Here is a 23,316-nt window from a genome sequence, read left to right on the forward strand (position 1 = left end):
TTTTATGCTAAAATTCAATTGATACTCTATTTTTCTACAGGTTTAAAGGGGTTGCGTGATTTTCTGCTTATATTCAGCGAATTGACGGATAGAATTAGCAATAGCGGTAGCCATTTTTTTTCTCCAGTTGGGGGTGTTTAATAGTTGTTCATCCTCTTTATTAGATAAATAGCCCACTTCTATCAAAACAGAAGGCACATCTGGAGCTTTTAAAACTTGGAAACCACCATATCTATGAGGGTTATTTATCAAATTAATATGACTTTTAGATAAGTTTAAAATAACTCTATTGGCAAAATTAACCGAAAATGTGTGCGTTTCACGCCTAATAAGATCGGTCAAAATATCTGTAATTTCAAGGGTTTCTTCTTCAGGTAATCCATCGAGCAGATCAACTTTATTTTCATTTTCAACTAAGGATTTTGCAATTTCATCAGATGCCTTATCTGATATGGTATATACTGTAGCTCCACGAAGAGAATGCACATTAATGCTATCTGCATGAATAGATATAAAAAGATCAGCATTAAATTCCTGTGCCTTTTTAACCCTTTCACTTAATCTCAAAAAAACATTAGAATCTCGCGTTAGAGTAACACTAATATGAGAATCTTTTTTTAATTCATCTCGTAATGCGCGTGCGAAGGCTAGCGTTATATCTTTTTCTAAAACTCCCGTAATACCTTGTGCACCACCATCAATTCCTCCATGACCAGGATCAATAACAACACAAAAATAGTGCGGTGGGCTTAGTTTTATTTTGGTATCTTGAGTGTACTTTTGTTGATTTTTTAATACCTTATTAAATTTTTTTTGTGTAGTCTGTGTAATATCAATCAATAACTGCCATAAACCATTATCTAATTTTTGTATAACACTTCTTTCAATAGAAAAAATAACTTTGCTCGTCAAAATAATACGTGAGGTTTGCATATCAGAGAAACCATAGCGTACCTCTGATACCATGCCCGATAACGAACTTTGTTTATTTAAAGATGTATTTTGTGCTGAAAAATCAACTGTAGGTAAATTAATGATTAAACGTGCAGGTCTATCAAAAATTTGTAACCGCACATTTGGTTTAGCATTAAAAATCGCAATAATGCGCGTAGATACATTATCCCCAACAGTTCGGAAATTAACAAGTTTTAGAGAATCCGCTGCTTGACTGTATGTTTGGAATATTAAAAAAAATAATAAACAACATGTAAGGCGCAAAATAATATTCCAATAAACTGCTTTTGACTCTTTTTCTTTAATCATAAGAAAAATGCTTTTTTAAAGCAACAACTAACCTTTTTGTATGCAAGCGATATATAGAATCTAAAGTTAATTTTTAATAAATGCTAAATCTTTTATAAACAGCAAAAGATTAAATTTAAACAATAAAACATTATAATGCCTTACATGTATATTGCTACTTGCCAAAAATATAATATCAACATAAAAGAATGTTTACGTCTTCTAGCCAATGATGGCCATCTAGTATTGACTTAATTTATCTGGAGCTCATATTAAGTTGTCTTTAGAAGGTTTTTTGCGTGTTACGCGTTTAGGCTTTTTATGAGTAAAAAGTCTTCAAGCCTCAAAGGCTAGGATTGCGTTGTTTAAGATTTAATGATTCGGATATCCGAACTGTTTTCAAGATTTTTTTTGCCGGAGACTTATAAAAATATGAGTCATATACAGATGGGGATGATGATTGTAAGTATTGCAAATACAGTAATGTACTCACCTGTAAAAAACCATCTTGTTATGCTGGCCCCCCCTTTTTACGGCAGACAGCTCTTTATTTCTACAAATAGTCGTACTGCTCGTCTGAATAAAATTGCATATATTGCTTTCAGGATTTTAACTTATGTCAAACAAAATGCTTATAGATGCCTCCCACCCAGAGGAAACACGTGTCGTTGTTGTCCATGGCAACAAAATTGAAGAACTTGATTTTGAATCAGAACATAAAAAACAGCTTAAAGGAAATATTTATTTGGCACGTGTTACACGTGTAGAGCCATCACTTCAAGCAGCTTTTGTAGAATACGGTGGAAATCGTCACGGTTTTTTAACATTTTCGGAAATTCATCCGGATTATTATCAAATTCCTATTGCTGATCGTCTTGCTCTTCTTGAAGAAGAAGAGAGAGCAGCTATTAACGAAAATCATGCAGATAGCTTCATTGAAGAAACACAAAAAAATAAAAAACGCTCTAGAAGAACAAAAAAAGATGAGAATAATCAAGTAATGGCTTTAGATGTTGGCAACGACATTATATCTGAAGCAATTACAACTGATGATACAGAAGAATCCTTTGATACAGATGTTTCTGATGATGATATTGAAATGGTTGGTTTGGAAGATGTACATGAAGAATTTTCTACCTATCAACATAGGCAAGAACGTCAATATAAAATTCAAGAAGTAATTAAACGACGTCAAATTTTGTTGGTACAAGTAATCAAAGAAGAGCGCGGGAATAAAGGGGCAGCACTTACAACTTATTTATCCTTAGCAGGTCGTTATTCTGTTTTAATGCCTAATACAGCACGTGGTGGTGGTATTTCACGAAAAATAACGAATATACAAGATCGTAAGCGTCTTAAAGAAATTGTAAAAGACTTATCAGTTCCAAAGGGAATGGGCATTATTCTACGAACGGCTGGAGCAAATAGAACAAAAGCTGAAATTAAACGTGATTATGAATATCTTATACGGTTATGGGATACTATTCGCAATTTAACACTTCAATCAACCGCACCATGTCTTGTCCATGAAGAAAGCAGCCTCATAAAGCGTTCTATACGAGATCTTTATAATAAAAACATCAATGAAATTCTCGTTTCTGGTGATCAAGGATATCGTGAAGCAAAAGATTTTATGCGCATGCTCATGCCAAGTCATGCAAAAGTTGTTCAACCTTATCGCGATCCTACCCCTATTTTTGCACGCAACAATATCGAAACTCAACTTGATAAAATATTACATCCGCAGGTTTTTTTAAAGTCTGGTGGTTATCTTGTGATTAACCAAACCGAAGCACTCGTTGCTATTGATGTAAATTCTGGTCGTTCTACCAAAGAACATTCTGTTGAAAAAACAGCATTACAAACTAACCTAGAAGCTGCAGAAGAAATAGCTCGTCAATTACGTTTACGTGATCTAGCTGGTTTAATTGTGATTGATTTCATTGATATGCTTGAAGAACGCAATATTAGAATGGTTGAAAAAAAGTTAAAAGACTGCCTAAAGAGTGATCGTGCCCGTATTCAAGTTGGTCACATTTCACATTTCGGTCTCCTAGAAATGAGTCGTCAACGTATTCGCGTATCAGTTTTAGAAAGCACAATGCAACCATGCCAGCATTGTGCTGGAACAGGAAGCATCCGTTCTGAATCATCAATTGCTTTACATGTTATGCGCTCAATTGAAGAATATCTTCTTCATAATCCACAACATAATATTATTGTACGCACACCTGCCGCAACAGCGCTTTATGTTTTAAATCATAAACGTAATATTCTTGTTAATTTAGAAATGCGCTTTAAGCTTAATATCAGTATTGAAGCAGATGATAGCATTGGAACGCAACATCTCATAATTTCTAAGAGTACAATAGCAGAGGCAGTTACTCAATCTGTATCAGTTTTAGAAGATAATAATAAAGAAAAAGTTGAAAGTATAATTCTCACAGAAAGTGAATCTAATGAGAGTGAAATATCAACTGATACAAATAAAAAACGTCGGCGTAAAAATCACCAAGGTGGGATTAACGGTAATTCTTTTTCAGCCGTTCATAAAAAAGATGATGTCTCAAATGATGAAGATTCTCGTCGTCGTGGACGCCGTCGTGGACGATCTGGTAATCGCCGTAATCAGAATAACAATTCTTATCAAATGCGTACTCCTACCACAGAATTAGTGGAAGATTTTTCTAAGAAAGATCTGGGAGAGGTTAACAAGACACATCATGACCGCCATATCCCATCTGTTACATCTGTTGAGCATGAAGAATTTAAAAATAATACAAAGTACTCGGACATACCACAAAGTGAAATTGTAGAAACTGATATGGCTGTTAAGCCTAAAAAGCGTAAAATGCATTCTTCAAAAAAAGCGCAAAATAAACAAGTTCTTGAAAATGCTAATAGCGTAACGCCATCAGAAGAGATTTCTGAAGAAAAGCCCACAGCTAATTCAAAACGTAAAAAAACTAAAACAAAAAAAGTAGATAACTTAATTCATGAATTAGTGGAAGAACCCTCTGCAAATATAAAAAAGACAACACGAAGCACGAGAAAAAAAACAGCTGCTAAAGAATCTGCACAAAACATATCAGAGAAAAAATCTACGATAAAAAAAGCTGACGACCAAGACCTCACAAAAATTGAGAAACAAATCAGCGAACCCGTTATTATATCGTCAACACCTGATGATACTCCAAAAACTAAGCGTGTTGGTTGGTGGAAACGCAGAATTCTCTCTAAAAATTAAGCGTAAAAAAAATTGCTACGAATATAACAAAATATATTTGTAGCAATTTAAATACATAAAATAAAAAACTTTAATACTGTAATTAATTCTTCTTAGCTTTTTCTTGTTCAGCCTGCATACGATCTTCAATTTCTTTTTGCTTTGATTTAATGGCTTGTTGCAGCTTTATTTGCTCTTGTTGAAAATCTTTTTCCTCCATACCAGGGCCAGTGTATGCAGCTGTAAATCCGTTTAGAGAAAATTCAATAGGATTAGCTGAACCTCGGAAATTAACCGTTGTTACAACCATTTTTGTACCACTTTTCATAGAAGCAATGAGTTTATCATCTAAAACATCATTGGCAATACAGCTTTGTCCATTACAAATAATATAAGGAATTTTTTTAGAAAAATTATCTCCGATTTGAATATTAACCCCTTCTGGCAAAAAACGACCCGTAGGCACTTGAATTCCTATACGCCTTTCATTTTGTTTTCCTTTTATTTCAACTAAATTAAAAGCTGTCAAAGGCTGTCCAGTACTTGATACAACGGTATTCATTGTATTACAAATATCAACATCATGCTGCTTACTGCAAACTTTGTACCAACCTTGAGATAAAGTTTGCGCCTTTACAGGGCTATAAACTGTAAAAAAGAAGGCAGCAGCTCCAGCTAGTACTGAAACAGCAGAATAGATATTTTTGTGCGACATAATCAAGTCAATCCTTTCAACGTGCTTTAACAATAACCCCAACATTAGGAATGTTACATATAGTTCTAATCAGGTACATTAAATTAAACTAACAACCCCCCCCTTCTTTATATGCCTCCTATCGCAATGCAAGGAGAAAAATTAAATCAAAGAAGCTAAAAACTGTCAGTTGAATTTTATGCACTCATGTGTAAAATTTCTCCTTCTTTATCTTATTAAGAGTGATAAATTTCATTAGTACAACACACAGTTCAATAAAATTGCATAAACGAATCAATATTGCAATATGATTAAAGTAAACTTCCATGTTATTTTATATTTTTTATTATTTTAGACTCATTTTTACATTTATAATACTTCTTTTAAGCCTAAATTACGAAGCTTTCGCAAGCAGTATTGCAATGCATGGAGCTCCGAAATTATCAGATAAATTTGACCATTTTCCTTATGCATTTCCCAATGCAAATCGAAAAGGAAAAGTTACTTATGGTGTTGTTGGAACATTTGATGGACTAAACCCATTTGTAATCCGTAGTTTTAGAACAACAGCAAGAGGACTTTTTGCTGATGAGCAATTTTCTGGACTTGTTTATGAAACAATGATGGTACGCTCTCGAGATGAAGCTTTTACACTTTATAGTCTTCTAGCGGAAAAAGTTGAATTAAACGACGAACGCACTGAAATTATTTTTTTTCTTAATCCAAAGGCACGTTTCTCAGATGGAAAGCCTATAACAATTGAAGATGTTTTGTTCACGATAAGACTCCTTAAAGATAAAGGAAGGCCTCCATTTAATCAGTACATGAAACGTATAGAATCTACCGAAAAAATCGGAGATTATGGCATTAAACTCAGCTTTCCGTCTTCAAAAGATCGGGAATTTCCACTTCTTTTGGCAAGCGTAATGCCAATACTGCCAAAACATGCTATTAACGTTGATGATTTTGAAAAAAATGGTTTAAATAAAATTCTAGGAAGTGGTTCTTATATAATTGAGCATGTTAGTCCCGGAGAACGGATTATTTACAAACGCAATCCCAATTATTGGGGTAAAAATCTTCCAGTTAATAAGGGACTAAATAATTTTGAGACAATTCAAATCGAATATTTTCGTAATGATACAGCACATTTTGAAGCTTTCAAAAAAGGCATAATTGATGTCTTTGTTGAAACAAATCCAAACCGTTGGCAAAATTCCTATGATTTTTCAGCTGTTCGCGAAAAGAAAATCATTAAAGAAAGTTTTTCGCAAGGAACTCCTGCAAATATCATGGGCTTTGTTTTTAATACGCGTCGTAATATTTTTAAAAATAAAAAAGTAAGACAAGCGTTAGCGATACTTTTTGATTTTGAATGGGTTAACCATCACCTTTTCAATAATATCTATACTAGAACAGAAGGTTATTGGGATGGATCTATCCTTTCATCTATTGGAAAACCAGCAAATGAAAAAGAAAAAGTACTTCTAGCTCCTTATCCTGATGCAGTTCTCCCTGAAGTAATGGATGGGAGTTGGCGTATGCCTAAAACAGATGGATCAGGTATGGATCGATTAATAGCTCAAAAAGCTTGGAAACTTTTACAAGAAGCAGGGATGACCAAAAAAAACAATAAAGTTATTTTTCCTAATGGTTTGCCTTTTCAATTTGAAATTATGACTCGATCACCTGAAGAAGAAAAAGTTGCACTTGCTTTTCAAAGCACTTTGTCACGTTTTGGTATTCAGACTGAAATAAGGACTGTTGATGATAGCCAATATCAAAACCGTTTAGGAATGTTTGATTATGATATGATTATTGGAAAATTAAAAAGCTCTCTATCACCAGGAAATGAACAACGAAATCGCTGGAGTTCGGCTTCTCGGGACTTAAAGGGAAGTTTTAATTTTTCTGGAGCAGCTGATCCTGCTATAGATGCAATGATCACAGCGATACTCGATGCTCATTCAGATGCTGATTTTATTGCAGCTGTTCGTGCTTTGGATAGAATTCTTATTTCTGGAAGCTATTATATACCGCTTTATCATTTACCTGAACAATGGATAGCTCACTGGTCATATATTAAGCATCCCACTTATACATCACTATACGGATACCGTCTTCCAACTTGGTGGCGTGAATAACGGCTAAAAGAGCCTTTTTAATTAAGCTTATTTATAATTTATAACTATAAGTTAATATAAATTAACTTATAGTTATAAATATTTAAATGTAACTCTATAAAAGTATTTTTTAATACACATACATTAATTAAATATATAATAAAATAATTAACGATATAATATATCTTAAACATTATAATATAAATATTACTATATTTATATTATATCATTATTAAATTATATAAGCTTATCTTATTAAAGATAATCTATTATTTTGCTATTTCTACAAGCTGTGTCATAATAGTTATTGCTCCAACCAGCCTTGCATCCACAGTGAGCCAATCACGAGTAAGAACAATACTTTGATCTGGTCGTATTTTCGCCATTGAACCTTGTTTTCCAACCCATTGAATGAGGGCAACACTGTTTTCAAAATAATTATTACGAAACTGTACAACGCCTCCTTTTGGTCCAGCATCTAATTTTTCTACATGAGCTTTTCGACACAATGTCTTAATATAAAAAACTTTAAGAAGGTGCTGAACTTCAAGTGGCAAAGAACCAAAACGATCGACTAATTCAGCTCCAAATTCATCAATTTGTTCTAAATTATCAAGCTCTGTTAAACGACGATAAAGTGCCATACGTAATGATAAATCAGGGACAAAACTTTCTGGTATCATTACTGTTGTACCAAGCGAAATTTGAGGCGACCATTGCTTATCTTCACTTTCTTCACCATCTTTTAATTCAGCAACAGCTTCTTCAAGCATTTTTTGATACAGCTCAAATCCAACTTCTTTGATATGCCCTGATTGCTTTTCACCTAAAAAATTGCCTGAACCGCGAATATCCATATCATGACTTGCCAATTGAAAACCTGCCCCTAACGTATCAAGAGATTGTAAAACTTTAAGACGACGATCAGCAGCAGAAGTTAAAACTTTACCTGAAGGAAATGTAAAGAGCGCATAAGCACGCTGTTTTGAACGCCCTACTCTACCACGTAATTGATAGAGAGCTGAAAGGCCAAACATCTCAGCGCGATGCACTATTAATGTATTAGCTGTGGGGATATCAAGACCTGATTCAATAATGCTCGTCGATAACAGCACATCATATTGTCCATCGTAAAACGCATTCATTATATCATCAAGTTGCCCAGCAGACATTTGCCCATGAGCTACAACAAATTTGAGTTCAGGAACATGCGTTTTGAGATATTCTTCGACAGATACGAGGTCAGAAATACGAGGACATACATAAAAACTTTGTCCTCCACGATAATATTCTCGCAGCAAAGTTTCTCGTACAACAAGTGGATCAAAAGGCGAAATAAAAGTACGTACTGCCATTCTATCAATAGGTGGGGTTGTTATCAATGAAAGTTCCCTTACCCCTGATAATGCTAAACCTAAAGTTCGTGGAATAGGTGTTGCTGAAAGCGTAAGAACATGAATATCACTTTTAAGTTCTTTTAAACGTTCTTTGTGTTTTACCCCAAAATGCTGCTCTTCATCAATTATGAGAAGCCCTAGCCGTGAAAAACTCACTGCATCGCTTAATAACGCGTGTGTTCCAACGACAATATCAATTGTACCATCTGAAATACCTTTTTTAATTTGTACACGTTCTTTAGCTTTTACAAGTCTTGAAGCATGACCAATTTTAATTGGTAGCCCTTGAAAACGCGATATAAAGGTTTTATAATGTTGCCGTGAAAGTAAAGTTGTTGGCACAACAACAGCAACTTGATAACCATTTAATGCTGCAACGAAAGCACTTCGAATAGCGACTTCTGTTTTCCCAAAGCCAACATCTCCGCATATTAAACGATCCATCGGTTTTCCTGATGCCAAATCATCTAAAACAGCATCAATTGCACTCATTTGATCTTCAGTTTCTTCATAAGGAAAACATGCAACAAATTCATCAAATGATCCAGTTGGTGGAACCAAAGCAGGCGCAGAACGTGTAGCACGTTCTGCAGCTATACGGATCAATTGACCAGCCATTTCCAATAAATGTTTTTTTAGACGCGCTTTACGTGCTTGCCAAGAAACACCACCCAACTTGTCTAACGTTATATCTGTTCCTTCTGATCCATAACGTGAGAGAAGTTCGATATTTTCAACAGGTAAAAAAAGCCTATCTCCTCCAGCATAGTCAATTTCAAGACAATCTCTCAAAATTCCAGCTGTCATAATAGTTTTGAGGCCAACAAATTTTCCAATACCGTGATCAATATGCACGACAATATCGCCAGAATTTAAAGCAGAAATTTCAGAAATAAAATTTGTATTTTGTTTACGTCGTCTTGGCGACCTTATTAATCGATCTCCCAGGATATCCTGCTCTGCAATAATGGCAAAATCTTCAGTTTCAAAGCCATGTTCAATCATTATGACAGCTGCAGATATACAATCACGTGGTGTTGCTTTGACAGTTTGTAATGATTTCACAATGTTAATTTTCTTTAAGCCATGCTCCTCAAGAACTTGAACTAAACGATTGAGAGAACCTTCACTCCAACAAGCTAAAAGCACCTTTTTCCCAGCAGTACGCAATGAAGCAATATGATTAACTACACTTAAAAAAACATTTTTTTCTTGAGCATTACGTTCTTTTATAAAATCATATCCCAGCTTAATATTTGAGTGAATAACAGTAGTTTTTTCTGAATTTTCCGGGATATTAAAAGGTGTAAAATCAATACGCTTCTCAGATTTTTGTATGCATTCTAAAACATGCTCTGGTGTCAAATAGAGAAGACCAGGATCGATCGGATGATAAGAAACAGTATTTTCTTTATCATTTTCACGCTCTTTGCGAGCATTATAATAATCTTCAATAAGACGATAGCGTTCAATTAATACTTCTTCTACAAGATGCTCAAAAATAATAGGCAAATCACCACAATGATCAAAAAAAGTATCAAGATTTTCATAAAAAAATGGAAGCCAATGTTCCATACCAGCAAAACGCCGTCCTTGAGAAATTGCTTCATAAAGCATATTATTTTTTTGTGAAACACCAAATGTATGGATATAATTTCTTTTAAAGCGATTAACGAGTTCAGGTGCAAGAACAACTTCACTCATAGATTGCAATAAAAGTTCATTTTTTTTGCCCGTTGTTCTTTGTGTTTCTGAATCAAATACGCGAATAGTTTCCAGAGTATCTCCAAAAAAATCAAGACGTAAAGGCTCGACATCCATAGGAGAAAAAATATCAATAATTCCTCCCCTTACAGCGAATTCACCAACATCCCGGACAACAGTAACACGCTCAAAACCATTAGATTCTAAAGATTGAACTAAGTGCTCCATATTAATAGTTTGGCCAACACGTGCATAAATAATTTGAGATTCAATCATTTTTTGAGGAGGCAATTTTTGCATAACTGCGTTTGCTGTCGTTAATATAATCGCCGCATGCGGTTTTTTACGTAAATTTGATATATGTGTTAAAGCTGATAGCCGACGTGCCATAACTGAAATCCCAGGGGACACGCGATCATAAGGTAAACAATCCCATGCAGGAAATTGGATAACAGGCAAATTCGGTTCAATAAAATTTAAAGTTTGCAATAAATGAGGAATTTTTGTTCCATCACGAACAACATAGATCAGCGGTTTATTCGGTGCAATTTGTGAACTTAATTTAGCAATTGCAAAAGCTTCAAATCCATCAGTAATCCCATCAAAGATCATGTGAGCAGAAGTGTTTTTGGGAATAATAATTTTCTTAAATAAGGACATCGGATCGATTTTAATTTATACAAGCATGATAATTTACAATGTCGCGAAAAAGTGGACTATCAATTTCAGATGGTGGTAAAGCTACTCCTGTAGTCCACATCAACAGATCACGATCATCAAAAGACATGATGTATTCAAGTTCTGAAACCGTTTTATCATTCATCTTAACAATATGGGCATTCACGTAGCGTCCCAAAATTAAATCCATTTCACGAATACCTCGATGCCATGCGCGAAAAATCAGTCGGCGACGACGCGTATCCAATTGATTTTCATCAACGACAAAAACTGTCATAAAAGTCTCCTTAACAGATGAAAAGTGATATAAGCGCAGATTCAATCTAATAAATTTTGTACCTCATCTTTAGGGAAGTTCAACAATCTTTTTTTCTCTAAGCGTAATTCGACGATGCATTTGCTTAGCTAAACCATAATTATGTGTTGCAATAAGAGCAGAAAGACCAGATTGACGAACAAGCGCAGATAAAGCCTGAAATACATAAGCTGAGGTCACAGGATCAAGATTTCCTGTGGGTTCATCAGCTAAAAGAACCGAAGGTCCATTTGCTACTGCACGCGCAATAGCAACACGCTGTTGCTCACCACCAGATAATTCTGATGGACGATGTTTAGCGCGATGAGAAACACGCAAATATGTCAATAATTTAAATGCACGATCTTCTGCTATAGATTTTTTAAATCCTGCTATCATTTGCGGTATCATGACATTTTCTAATGCTGTAAATTCTGGAAGCAAGTGATGAAATTGATAAACGAAACCAATATCGTTTCGTCTAATAGCTGTTCGCTCACGATCAGAGTGCTTAGCACAAGAAACACCTCGTAACACCACATCGCCATTTGTTGGCTTTTCCAATAATCCAGCAATATGAAGAAGCGTTGACTTTCCAGCGCCAGATGGTGCTACAAGCGCTACAAGCTCCCCGCGATTAAGGATAAAATTAGCTTTATCTAAAATAATTAAGGGTTTATCGTTCTCAAAAAAATGGTGCTCAATTTCAACAAGCTTTAAAACAGCTGTCATTATTCATACCTTAAAGCTTGTACAGGATCTAGTTTAGCAGCTCGCCATGCCGGAATAAATGCAGCAAGGAATGATAAAAATAAAGCCATTACAGCAACCATAACTGTTTGTCCCCATTCAATTCTTGCGGGTAGTTTTGTTAAAAAATATAATTCAGGATTAAAAACATCTACATTAAATAACCAAGATATAAAATCCTGAATATGATTGATATTTATAGAAGCTATAACACCTAAAATTAACCCTAATATGGTTCCAATGAATCCAATCATCATACCAGCCGTAATAAATATACGCATAATCGCATTTTTATGTGCTCCCATCGTGCGCAAAATCGCAATATCATGACTTTTATCTTTCACAAGCATAATCAGGCCTGAGATAATATTCAAAGCAGCAACAAGGATAATAAGTGAAAGAATGAAAAACATAACATTCTTCTCAATCTGTAAAGCTGAAAAGAAAGCCTGATTGCGTGTACGCCAATCAATTAAATAAACTTGTTGATTAATAAGATTCTCTACTGATGGTTTTATTTTCTCAATGGTATCAGGATCATTCAAAAACAACTCTAACGACTGAACATTATTTCCTAAATTAAAAAACATTTGCGCTTCATGGAGGGGCATAAAAACAAATATTGAATCATACTCAGACATACCAACTTCAAAAATAGCAGTTACTTTATAAGCTTTAACGCGTGGCGTAATTCCAAAAGGAGTATCATCACCATCTGGCGTAATAATACGAAGATAATTTCCAATTGTAAGCCCTAATTTTGCTGCCAAACCACTTCCAATCGCAACACCCTCCTCTTCATCAAATCGAGCAAGAGTCCCTAATTTGATGTTTTGAGATACTGTTTTAAGTTTTTCCAAGTCTTGTTTACGCATACCACGTACTAGTGCACCAGATCCTCCTTCAAATTCACCTTGTACAAGTGCTTGACCTTCAACAACAGGTAAAGCAAACTTTACCCCATTCACGGATTCTAAAGAAGGAATAAGAGAATTATAATCGGAAAAACCAGAATTAATTGTTTGAATAACAAGATGCCCATTCATACCAAGAATGCGATTGAGAAGTTCTGTACGAAACCCATTCATAACAGCCATAACAACAACTAAAGCAAACACACCCAACATAATCCCAATTAAAGAGATAGTTGAAATAACAGATGCAACTGCATATTTTTTATTGGGAATCATATAACGAAAAGCTATCATCCATTCATACGATGAAAACCATTTACTCCTCAACCCATTCATAACATTACCTATCAAATTACAGAAAACTGATTGAGTACTTCTTCAACCTTTAGAGATTGTTTAACTCCCGTTTTTCTATCTTTAATCTCAACTTCATTTTTTGCAACGCTTTTAGGTCCAACAATTATTTGTGTTGGCAAACCAATCAAATCCATTATTGCAAATTTAGATCCAGGACTCTCATTTCTATCATCTAATAATGGATCAAAACCTGCATGCTTTAATCCCTGATAAAGGGTCTCACATATACTGGTGCATTTTTCATCACCTGGTTTCATATTTATTATACCAAAATCAAATGGTGCTATAGATTTTGGCCAAATAATACCATGTTCATCATGAGAAGATTCAATAACTGCAGCAACAAGACGCGAGGGTCCAATGCCATAGGATCCCATTGAGACCAAATGCTCTTTTCCATCTTGCCCCATCACTTTTGCGCCCATTGGAGCAGAATATTTAGTACCAAAGTGGAAAATATGTCCTACTTCAATACCACGAGCCGATAGACGATTATCATTAGAAACTTTATTCCACTCTTCTTCATTATGCATTTCCTCTGTTGCTGCATAAAAAGATGTCCATGTCTTCACAATATCAGCTAAAACAGCCTTATCAGTAAAATCAATCAAAACATGCGGAACAGTAATATCAAGAAACCGCTTATCGCAAAATATTGCGCTCTCACCCGTTTCGGCTAAGATAATAAATTCATGACTGAGTTCACCACCTATAGGACCTGTATCTGCACGCATAGGAATTGCTTTTAAACCCATACGAGAAAAAGTACGTAAATAAGCAACAAACATACGATGATAAGAGATTTTTGCGCTCTCATGATCAAAATCAAAAGAATAAGCATCCTTCATTAAAAATTCTCGCGCACGCATCACCCCAAAACGTGGACGAATTTCATCTCGAAATTTATATTGAATATGATACAAATTGAGTGGGAGATCTTTATAAGAACGAACATATGAGCGAAAAATATCTGTTACCATCTCTTCATTGGTTGGGCCATAAAGTAAATCACGCTCCTGTCTATCTTTTATACGTAACATTTCTTGGCCATAATCATCATAACGACCACTTTCACGCCAAAGATCAGCAGACTGAATTGTAGGCATTAATATTTCTATGGCACCAGCTCGTTCTTGCTCTTCACGAATAATTTTACAAACTTTATCAAGTACTTTTTTACCTAATGGAAGCCAAGAATAAATACCTGATGCTTGTTGACGAATCATGCCCGAACGCAGCATGAGACGATGAGAAACAATTTCTGCTTCTTTGGGATTTTCTTTTAAAATAGGGAGGAAATATCGAGAAAAATGCATTAAGATAATTAACTCCTAATTCGGTACATTATATCAGAATATCTTTAAATATACCATATGCTAAGCTTTACTTACATTCTGAATACTTGAAAACATACCAATCTTGTTGTTGAAAATTATGTATTATATTTTTATTTTGCTCATTTTAAGTGGCAAAATAATCTGACATTCTACTCTTGTTTCCTTAACGAAAAAGAAATGCACACGGTCTAAATATTTTATTTTGATCGATGTAAAAAAACCATACAAATTGGTTTCTTTTGCCAAACTTCATAAGCAGCTGCTCTTACTGCACGCCGTATTGCTTCTCGGATAAGTTCATTATTTTTTCGTTTAATGCGTGGAATATTGTAAATAGTATTTTCTACAACGTTTAAGAGAATATCCTTCAAAGATTCCCCTTTTCCATTGCTTTCAGGTAAACCAAACGTTGTCAAACCAATATCACCCAAAAGATCATGCTTACTATTTATTTGAAAGGAAACAGCAACATAGCCAGCATAACTTAATTTGCGGCGTTCACGAATCCCTAACTCATCCTCGTTACCGATAAGGCAACCATCTTTATAGACACGACCAACAGGAACTTGATCAACAACTTCAACAGGATCTGGTGCAAGACGTAACATACTGCCATTTCTGACATCAACAACAATTTTAATACCTGCTTGACGTGCTAAAGCTGCTTGAGCAGTAAGGTGTATTGCTTCACCATGAACAGGAACAAGTATTTTCGGCTTGACCCAATCATACATTTGTAAAAGTTCTGAACGATAAGGATGACCTGAAACGTGAGTAAGGGCATCTTCATTTGTAATATTTTTGATTCCCAAATCAATAAAACGATTTTGTATTTCAATAATAGATTTTTCATTTCCCGGAATACTGCGTGATGAGTAAATAACCGCATCGCCAGCAGAAAGTGCAATATTTCCCATTTCATTTCGCGATAATTTGGCTAAAGCAGCACGGGGCTCACCTTGACTACCCGTTACAATTAAAACAATATCTTTTCGCGGAATATAGCTATAATCCTCTTCTGTAATGAATGATGATAAACCATCCATATAACCAAGCTCTTGCGCAACCATAATACTTCGTTTGAGAGAACGGCCAACAACAAGAACCTTACGTCCAGCTGCTTGAGCCGCAAGAGCAATAGAACGTATCCGACCAACATTAGAGGAAAAAGTTGCAATAGCAACTCGTCCTTCAGCTTTTGAAATAATTTCAGAGAGACTTTCTTGTACTTGCTGTTCAGATGGTGATTTTTTATCTCGGCACGCGTTAGTAGAATCACAAAGCAATGCTAAAATACCTTTATTGCCTAAAGCACGAAACCGCTTTTCATCCGTTAAATTCCCAAGCGAAGGTGTGTGATCAATTTTCCAATCACCAGTATGGATCACAGTTCCTAAAGATGTCGTAATTGCTAAAGATACAGATTCTGGAATAGAATGATTAACAGCTATAGCTTCAACTGCGAAAGAACCGATCTCAAAAGAATCACCAGCTCGAAAAATATTTAATGGAACTTTATAAGATCTAAAATCTGATTGCTTTTTACTTTCCAATAATCCTGCTGTAAAAGGAGTGCAGTAAACTGGAACTTGAAGCTTTGGCCATAAATCAAGAACAGCACCATAATGATCTTCATGAGCATGTGTCAAAATGAGACCGCGTATATTGTGCCTTTCATTTTCCAGAAAACGAATATCTGGTAAGATAAGATTTGCTCCTGGTAATTCAGAACCAGCAAAACTAACTCCCATATCAACAAGCAACCATTCACGAAAACTCGAAGAACCGAAGCCATAAGCTGCTAAGTTCATCCCTATTTCACCTACCCCTCCCATAGGTAAAAAAACAAACTCATTCTCATTGGCTACGACCATAAACATCTCCTAAATTATCAGGATAATTTGCTGATGAAATAAAATTTATAAATTAATAATAACCTGCACCAACAGAAGCATCCACACCAAAATGAACATCTCCTGTTGTTATAATTATTTGCCGATCATTTTGTTGTCTTATGATGCAATTAAAATCACCATCAAGGCCATCAAAAATACCTTCAGTGTTTTTTTTATCATTGATTATTTTAACATGCTGCCTAAGGTGAGCGGAGTATAAAAGCCATTTTTTACGAATTATATCACATCCTCCTGATTGTTTCCAAAGGAGATAATTTTTAGCAAAATATTCAGTTAAAACCATAAATAACTGCTTTGCCTCAATATGCAAACCAATATTTTTTAAGCTTGAAGTGGGATAAAACGTATCGTTACAATGATGCTTTACATTCATTCCTATGCCGATAACCAATGCGTATTGGTGCGGTATTACTTCAAAAGTTTCGAGCAAAATACCGGAGCATTTGGCTCCTTTTAATAAAATATCATTCGGCCATTTCAAGCCAATAATGCTACGTGCTTGTTTCTCATCTAGTATAAATTGTTTTACTGCCTCTGCCATACTGACTGCAGCAACAAAACCAAGATGAGCAGCTGTCTTCGGTATAACACCATCAAGTAATAAAAGGCTGGCATAAAGATTTCCTTTCGGACTATACCACGACCTCCCTCTTCTTCCTCTACCTTGTAATTGCTCTTGCGCAACGACCCAAAGATAACCAGGATGGCCAGCATATGCTTTTCTCTGTGCTACAAGATTTGTTGAATCAACAGCATCGTAGACCTTAACGGTATACCCTTGTTGTTGTGCAAAATCTGATAAAACATAAACCATATTCATTAAAATAATGCGATTGCTGCTTTTTCAGCCAATTCCGCAAACCAAATCCCTCCAAATGTATAAAATAAAATAAATAACGCAGATAAACCAAGACAAAACTGGAGTTCACTAGATAGAGTTACAAAATGAGTTTTTGCACTATCAAACCACATAATTTTAATAACTCGCAAATAGTAAAAAGCTCCCACAACAGATGCAATCATCCCAATAACAACAAATGGAACAAGACCAGCGTGAACAGCAGCAGAAAATGTATACCATTTACCAAAAAAACCCGCCATAGGTGGTATACCTGCTAAAGAGAAAAGCTGTATAGTCATCACAACAGCCATGAAAGGATTAGTCTTTATCAATCCCGACAGATCATAAATATTCTCAACATTCCCGTTATTAGATCGCATACCGAGAATAAAAGCAAATGAACCAAGTGTCATACCAAGGTAAATAGTCATATAAAGAATAACACTTTTTACTCCAAGCATATCTCCAGCAGCCAAACCAACAAGCGCATATCCTATATGACTAATTGATGAATAAGCCATTAGACGCTTAATATTACTTTGACCAATTGCAGCAAATGCACCGAATATCATAGATGCAACTGCCATAAAAACTACAATTTGCTGCCACGCAGGCATAACACCATCAAAATTTCCCCCTAACGGAATGAAGGACATAACAACAATACGAGTTACTAAAGCCATCGCTGCAATTTTAGGAGCAGCAGCAAAAAATGCTGTAATAGGTGTTGGCGCTCCTTCATAAACATCAGGCGTCCACATGTGAAATGGAACTGCAGAAATTTTGAAACCTAAACCAGCCAAAATAAAGACAATTCCAAAAATAACACCTAGTTTTAAATTTTCATCTTTTAAAACAACAGCAATTTCACGAAAACCAATTTGACCAGTAAAACCATACAGTAAAGAAATACCATAGAGTAATAATCCTGAAGACAGCGCCCCTAAAACAAAATATTTTATACCAGCTTCAGAAGATTTGACATTATCACGATTAATTGCAGCCAAAACATATAAAGCTAAAGACTGTAGTTCTAACCCCATATAAAGTGACAGCATATTACCAGCTGAAATCATAAACATCATACCAAGAGTGGCTAAAAGAACTAAGACTGGAAATTCAAATATATCAAATTTTTGAGCACAGGTAAAACCAACCGACATGATAAGAGCAAAAAGCGCTGCAACAAGCGTTAAAACTTTCATATAGCGGCTGAAAGAATCTATAATGAGCACATTAGTTTGAAACAAACCACTTTTTGGAAAAATAACAATAATGACAATAGTTGCAACAAGAAGAGCAATTGCTAAACCAGTTACGGTTAAATACGAACGTGCATTGGAATAAACACCAATTACAAGTAATATAATTGCTCCCAATGCTATTAAAATCTCGGGAAAAATTAACACTAATTGAGCTATTATTTCAGTTTGCATGAGCATTGTTCTCTTCTAGTGCAGTTTATTGATAAGAGCTTTTACGGAAAACGCTGTTGTTTTGAGAATAGGCGTTGGATAGATACCAAAGAATATCGTAAGAGCAACAAGCGGATAAAGTATAAGCTTTTCTCTTGTAAAAAGATCTATGAGTACTTTTAAACTTTCTTTATCCAGAGACCCAAAAATCACCCGCCTATACAGATAAAGTGCGTAGGCAGCAGATAAAATGACGCCAGCTGTAGCAAAAACTGCAACCAATTTATTAACTTGGAAAACACCTATTAAAGTTAAAAACTCTCCCAAAAATCCTGAACTTCCCGGCAAACCAATATTCGCCATAGTAAAAATTAAGAAAACAACAGCATATTTAGGCATATTATTGACCAGACCGCCAAAAGCTGAAATTTCACGTGTATGCAGACGATCATATATAACTCCAACACAAAGAAACAAAGCCGCCGAAATAAGTCCATGTGATAACATCTGGTAAATCGCACCTTGGATACCTTGTTCATTCATAGCAAAAATACCCATGGTGACATATCCCATATGAGCTACTGAAGAATAAGCAATAAGTTTCTTTATGTCATTTTGAACAAGTGCAACCAATGATGTATAAATAATAGCGATAAGCGACAATGTGAAAACAACAGGAGCGAAATTAGCTGAAGCAATTGGAAACATTGGTAAAGAAAAACGAAGGAAACCATAACCTCCTAATTTCAATAATACACCCGCTAAAATAACAGATCCAGCCGTTGGTGCTTCCACGTGAGCATCAGGTAACCATGTATGAACCGGCCACATTGGCATTTTAACCGCAAAAGAAGCAAAAAATGCAAGCCATAACCATATTTGTGTACGTGCAGGAAACTGATAAGCCGTTAAAGTCGGTATATCAAGTGTTTTAGCTTCCCAATACATAAACATAATAGCAACCAGCATAAGTACTGAGCCGAGTAAAGTATATAGAAAAAACTTCATACTAGCATAAACGCGACGCGGACCACCCCAAACACCAATAATAATGAACATTGGAATAAGACTGCCTTCAAAAAAGACATAAAATAATATTGCATCAAGAGCGCAAAAAACCCCAATGATAGCAACTTCAAGAAGTAAAAAAGCAATCATGTAAACTTTTAATCTATCTTGAATGGTTTCCCAACTTGCCAAAATACAAAAAGGTAAAAGAAAAGCAGAAAGAACCACGAACAGAATAGAAATACCATCAACCCCCATGTGGTAATAAATACCACTATCCAACCAGTTGAATTTCTCAACCATTTGAAAATCAGGGTTTGTATTATCAAATCCTGCCCAAATCACCAAAGAAACAGCTAAAACAAATATACTCGTAAAAAATGCGACATTACGTATATTACGCTTTGCTGCTTCACTATCATCTTTGATGAATAAAATTAAAATTACACCAACAAGCGGTAAAAAAGTAACTGTAGAAAGAATAGGCCAATCGGTCATCAGTTTAAGCTCCCGATCATCATCCATGTGATTAATGCTGCAACACCAATAAGAATCGTAAATGCATAGTGATAAAGATAGCCCGTCTGCATCCGAACAACTTTATTTGTAATATCAATAACACGCGCAGCAACACCGTTCGGACCTAAACCATCAATAATCTTACCATCACCCACTTTCCAAAGAAAGAAGCCAATTTTAAAAACGGAACGAACAAATAAGATGTCATATAATTCATCAAAATACCACTTATGGTAAAAAAAACGATACACTGAAGGCATTAATTTGACAATTTTTTTCGGAATGAAAGGGAAAGAAACATAAAATAAATAGGCCAGTATAAAACCAAAAATCATTACCATAAATGGCGACCATTTAACCCAATTGGGGACATTGTGTGCTTCATGAAGAATGTGATTATGACTTCCCGTAAATAATGCACCTTTCCAAAATACATCATATAAATTACCAAAAAAATAAGGTTGGAAAACTACACCAGCAAAGAGCGCTCCTATAGATAAAACAAATAGCGGAATCAACATAATTGGAGCCGATTCATGAACATGATGCATAACATCAACAGTTGCTCGCGGCTTACCATGAAATGTCATAAATAGAAGCCTCCATGAATAGAAACTTGTTAATAAAGCAGCAAAAACAAGGAGCCAAAAAGCATATTCTGAAGCAATATTATGTGATGCAAAAGCAGACTCTATAATCGCATCCTTAGAAAAAAATCCAGCTGTACCGAAAAATGTTCCTGGAATTCCAACCCCTGTCAACGCAATAGTTCCTATTACCATCATCCAATAGGTTACCTTTATATGTTTACGTAGCCCCCCCATTTTTCGCATATCTTGTTCATCTGACACTGCATGAATTACAGAACCTGCACCAAGAAACAGTAAAGCTTTAAAAAAAGCATGGGTAAACAGATGAAAAACAGCGGCTCCATAAGCACCAACACCTAGCGCAACAAACATATAACCAAGCTGTGAGCATGTAGAATAAGCAATAACGCGCTTAATATCATTTTGCACCAATCCTATAGTTGCTGCAAAAAATGCAGTTGTTGCTCCAAAAATAACAACCACTGTTAAAGCAATTGAAGAAAGTTCAAAAATTGGAGACATACGCGCAACCATAAAAACACCTGCTGTGACCATTGTTGCTGCATGAATGAGTGCTGACACAGGAGTCGGCCCCTCCATCGCATCTGGAAGCCATGTATGTAAAAGGAACTGTGCCGATTTACCCATAGCACCGATGAATAACAAAAGACATGTAACAGTAATCGCCGTCTGTCCATCAAGCTGCCAACCTAAAAATGTCATACTTTGTTTGAAGCTATTGTCTGCAGCTTTCTCAAAAATAGAAGAAAAATCAACAGACTGGAATAAAACAAAAACGCTAAAAATGCCTAAAAGAAAGCCAAAATCTCCAACACGATTAACCACAAAAGCTTTCATAGCAGCTTTGTTAGCAGAAGCTCTTTGAAACCAAAATCCAATCAGCAAATAAGAAGCAAGTCCAACACCTTCCCACCCAAAAAACATTTGGATTAAGTTGTTAGCTGTTACTAACATAAGCATCATAAATGTAAACAAAGAAAGGTAAGCGAAAAATCTAGGTCTTGAAGGATCATGATGCATATAACCAATAGAATAAATATGAACTAACGCAGAAACACTATTAACAACAACAAGCATAACAGCTGTCAACGTATCAATATGCAAAGCCCAATTGAAGCTTAAAACACCGACACTAATCCAATTAAATAACGACACGTCAACTACTGAAACATGACCAGCAACAATATTTAAAAAGGCTACCCATGATAATACAGCAACAATCACCATAAAACTACATGTTATTAATTCACTAGCACGAGCTCCGATAGTTTTTCCACACGTAGCAGCAATTAAAGAACCTAAAAGCGGAAGGAAGACGATTATATAATACATCACTAATCAGCCCTTCATCATATTAACATCTTCAACCGCAATAGAACCACGATTACGGAAAAAAACCACAAGAATTGCTAAACCAATTGCAGCTTCAGCGGCCGCTATTGTTAAGATAAATAACGCAAATACTTGACCAACTAAATCATGAAGAAATGCTGAAAACGCAATAAAATTAATATTAACTGAAAGCAATATAAGCTCAATTGACATAAGAATAATAATAACATTCTTTCTGTTTAAAAAAATTCCAGCAATACCAATTGTAAACATTAGAGCAGAAACAATAAGATAATGAGTAATATCAATGTACATAATCCCCCCCTTAAATGCCCTTGCCTGATTCAACTTGTTTAATCTCAATTGCACTTTCTACTGTCCTAGAAACTTGCATTGAAATAGATTGCCGTTTTACACCAAATTTATGACGAAGTGTTAGAACAATAGCACCAATCATTGCAACCAATAAAATTATTCCAGCAATTTGAAAATAGAAAACGTAATCTGTATAGAGAATATCACCTAAGGCTTGTGTATTTGTTCGCTGCGTTAAATTTGGCATCGGTTGCATAATATGCATCCCAAGATTTGAAGAAAAATCATTGCTAACAAAAACAACAATGAGCTCTGCAACAATAATAGCTCCAACAAGAATTCCAATAGGAGCATACCTAAGCGCACCATTCTTAAATTCAGCAAAATCAACATCAAGCATCATCACAACAAATAAGAATAAAACTGCCACAGCACCGACATAAACAACAAGCAAAATAAGTCCTAAAAATTCTGCTCCTGCAAGCAAAAATAAAGCTGCTGCATTAAAAAATGCCAATATTAAAAATAAAACTGAATGTACTGGATTACGTGCTGTAATAACAATAATTGCACTTGCAAGCATAACAAAAGCAAATAAATAGAAAAACGCCACCGCTAGACCTGTTAGCATAGGCCTCTCCT

The 23,316-nt window shown here is 35.3% G+C and carries 16 protein-coding genes; 2 read left to right on the forward strand and 14 right to left on the reverse strand.

Annotation, left to right across the window (positions count from 1 at the left end; translation table 11 throughout):
• Positions 1-42: 42 nt before the first annotated feature.
• On the reverse strand, positions 43-1,263 hold the full coding sequence (locus WCP78_RS04385) for an N-acetylmuramoyl-L-alanine amidase (RefSeq protein ID WP_336279297.1): 1,221 nt from the start codon (positions 1,261-1,263) through the stop codon (positions 43-45).
• A 595-nt stretch (positions 1,264-1,858) separates the two neighbouring features.
• Between WCP78_RS04385 and WCP78_RS04390 the strand changes: the two genes are divergently transcribed.
• Positions 1,859-4,489: an Rne/Rng family ribonuclease gene (locus WCP78_RS04390; RefSeq protein ID WP_336279298.1), complete on the forward strand. Its 2,631-nt coding sequence runs from the start codon at positions 1,859-1,861 to the stop codon at positions 4,487-4,489.
• A gap of 82 nt (positions 4,490-4,571) precedes the next feature.
• Here the strand turns inward: WCP78_RS04390 and WCP78_RS04395 are convergent, their stop codons facing one another.
• Positions 4,572-5,183 (reverse strand): invasion associated locus B family protein, encoded by a 612-nt coding sequence (locus WCP78_RS04395; protein WP_336279299.1) that lies wholly within the window; start codon positions 5,181-5,183, stop codon positions 4,572-4,574.
• Positions 5,184-5,488: 305 nt separating this feature from the next.
• Between WCP78_RS04395 and WCP78_RS04400 the strand changes: the two genes are divergently transcribed.
• On the forward strand, positions 5,489-7,306 hold the full coding sequence (locus tag WCP78_RS04400; RefSeq protein WP_336279300.1) for an extracellular solute-binding protein: 1,818 nt from the start codon (positions 5,489-5,491) through the stop codon (positions 7,304-7,306).
• Between the two features lie 248 nt (positions 7,307-7,554).
• On the opposite strand, the gene mfd is transcribed toward WCP78_RS04400, so the two are convergent.
• From mfd to WCP78_RS04460, 12 genes are all read right to left on the reverse strand, one after another.
• The gene (mfd, locus tag WCP78_RS04405; protein WP_336279301.1) at positions 7,555-11,046 is read right to left on the reverse strand and encodes a transcription-repair coupling factor; all 3,492 of its coding nucleotides are present in this window, start codon (positions 11,044-11,046) and stop codon (positions 7,555-7,557) included.
• Between the two features lie 10 nt (positions 11,047-11,056).
• Positions 11,057-11,341 carry an FAD assembly factor SdhE gene (locus WCP78_RS04410; protein ID WP_336279302.1) on the reverse strand — a complete coding sequence of 95 codons (285 nt, stop codon included), beginning with the start codon at positions 11,339-11,341 and terminating at the stop codon, positions 11,057-11,059.
• A 69-nt stretch (positions 11,342-11,410) separates the two neighbouring features.
• Positions 11,411-12,091, reverse strand: coding sequence for an ABC transporter ATP-binding protein (locus WCP78_RS04415; RefSeq protein ID WP_336279303.1), 681 nt, complete (start codon positions 12,089-12,091; stop codon positions 11,411-11,413).
• Entirely contained in the window at positions 12,091-13,359 is a 1,269-nt protein-coding gene (locus tag WCP78_RS04420) for a lipoprotein-releasing ABC transporter permease subunit (protein ID WP_336279304.1), read from the reverse strand. The genes WCP78_RS04415 and WCP78_RS04420 overlap by 1 nt, the downstream gene beginning before the upstream one ends.
• A gap of 11 nt (positions 13,360-13,370) precedes the next feature.
• Entirely contained in the window at positions 13,371-14,696 is a 1,326-nt protein-coding gene (gene proS, locus WCP78_RS04425) for a proline--tRNA ligase (RefSeq protein ID WP_336279305.1), read from the reverse strand.
• A gap of 218 nt (positions 14,697-14,914) precedes the next feature.
• Positions 14,915-16,591, reverse strand: coding sequence for a ribonuclease J (locus WCP78_RS04430; RefSeq protein WP_336279306.1), 1,677 nt, complete (start codon positions 16,589-16,591; stop codon positions 14,915-14,917).
• Between the two features lie 52 nt (positions 16,592-16,643).
• Positions 16,644-17,453: a biotin--[acetyl-CoA-carboxylase] ligase gene (locus WCP78_RS04435; RefSeq protein ID WP_336279307.1), complete on the reverse strand. Its 810-nt coding sequence runs from the start codon at positions 17,451-17,453 to the stop codon at positions 16,644-16,646.
• Positions 17,453-18,910, reverse strand: a complete 1,458-nt coding sequence (nuoN, locus tag WCP78_RS04440; RefSeq protein WP_336279308.1) for an NADH-quinone oxidoreductase subunit NuoN — start codon at positions 18,908-18,910, stop codon at positions 17,453-17,455. The genes WCP78_RS04435 and nuoN overlap by 1 nt, the downstream gene beginning before the upstream one ends.
• 15 nt (positions 18,911-18,925) lie before the next feature.
• Positions 18,926-20,395: an NADH-quinone oxidoreductase subunit M gene (locus WCP78_RS04445; protein WP_336279412.1), complete on the reverse strand. Its 1,470-nt coding sequence runs from the start codon at positions 20,393-20,395 to the stop codon at positions 18,926-18,928.
• Positions 20,395-22,359: an NADH-quinone oxidoreductase subunit L gene (gene nuoL / locus WCP78_RS04450; protein WP_336279413.1), complete on the reverse strand. Its 1,965-nt coding sequence runs from the start codon at positions 22,357-22,359 to the stop codon at positions 20,395-20,397. The genes WCP78_RS04445 and nuoL overlap by 1 nt, the downstream gene beginning before the upstream one ends.
• A gap of 6 nt (positions 22,360-22,365) precedes the next feature.
• Complete coding sequence (gene nuoK, locus WCP78_RS04455; RefSeq protein ID WP_336279309.1) at positions 22,366-22,674, reverse strand: NADH-quinone oxidoreductase subunit NuoK; 309 nt, start codon at positions 22,672-22,674, stop codon at positions 22,366-22,368.
• Positions 22,675-22,684: 10 nt separating this feature from the next.
• A complete protein-coding gene (locus WCP78_RS04460; RefSeq protein WP_336279310.1) occupies positions 22,685-23,305 on the reverse strand; it encodes an NADH-quinone oxidoreductase subunit J in 621 nt (206 codons plus the stop codon).
• Positions 23,306-23,316: the final 11 nt, after the last annotated feature.

The organism is Bartonella occidentalis (assembly GCF_037070875.1).
Classification (GTDB): Bacteria; Pseudomonadota; Alphaproteobacteria; order Rhizobiales; family Rhizobiaceae; genus Bartonella.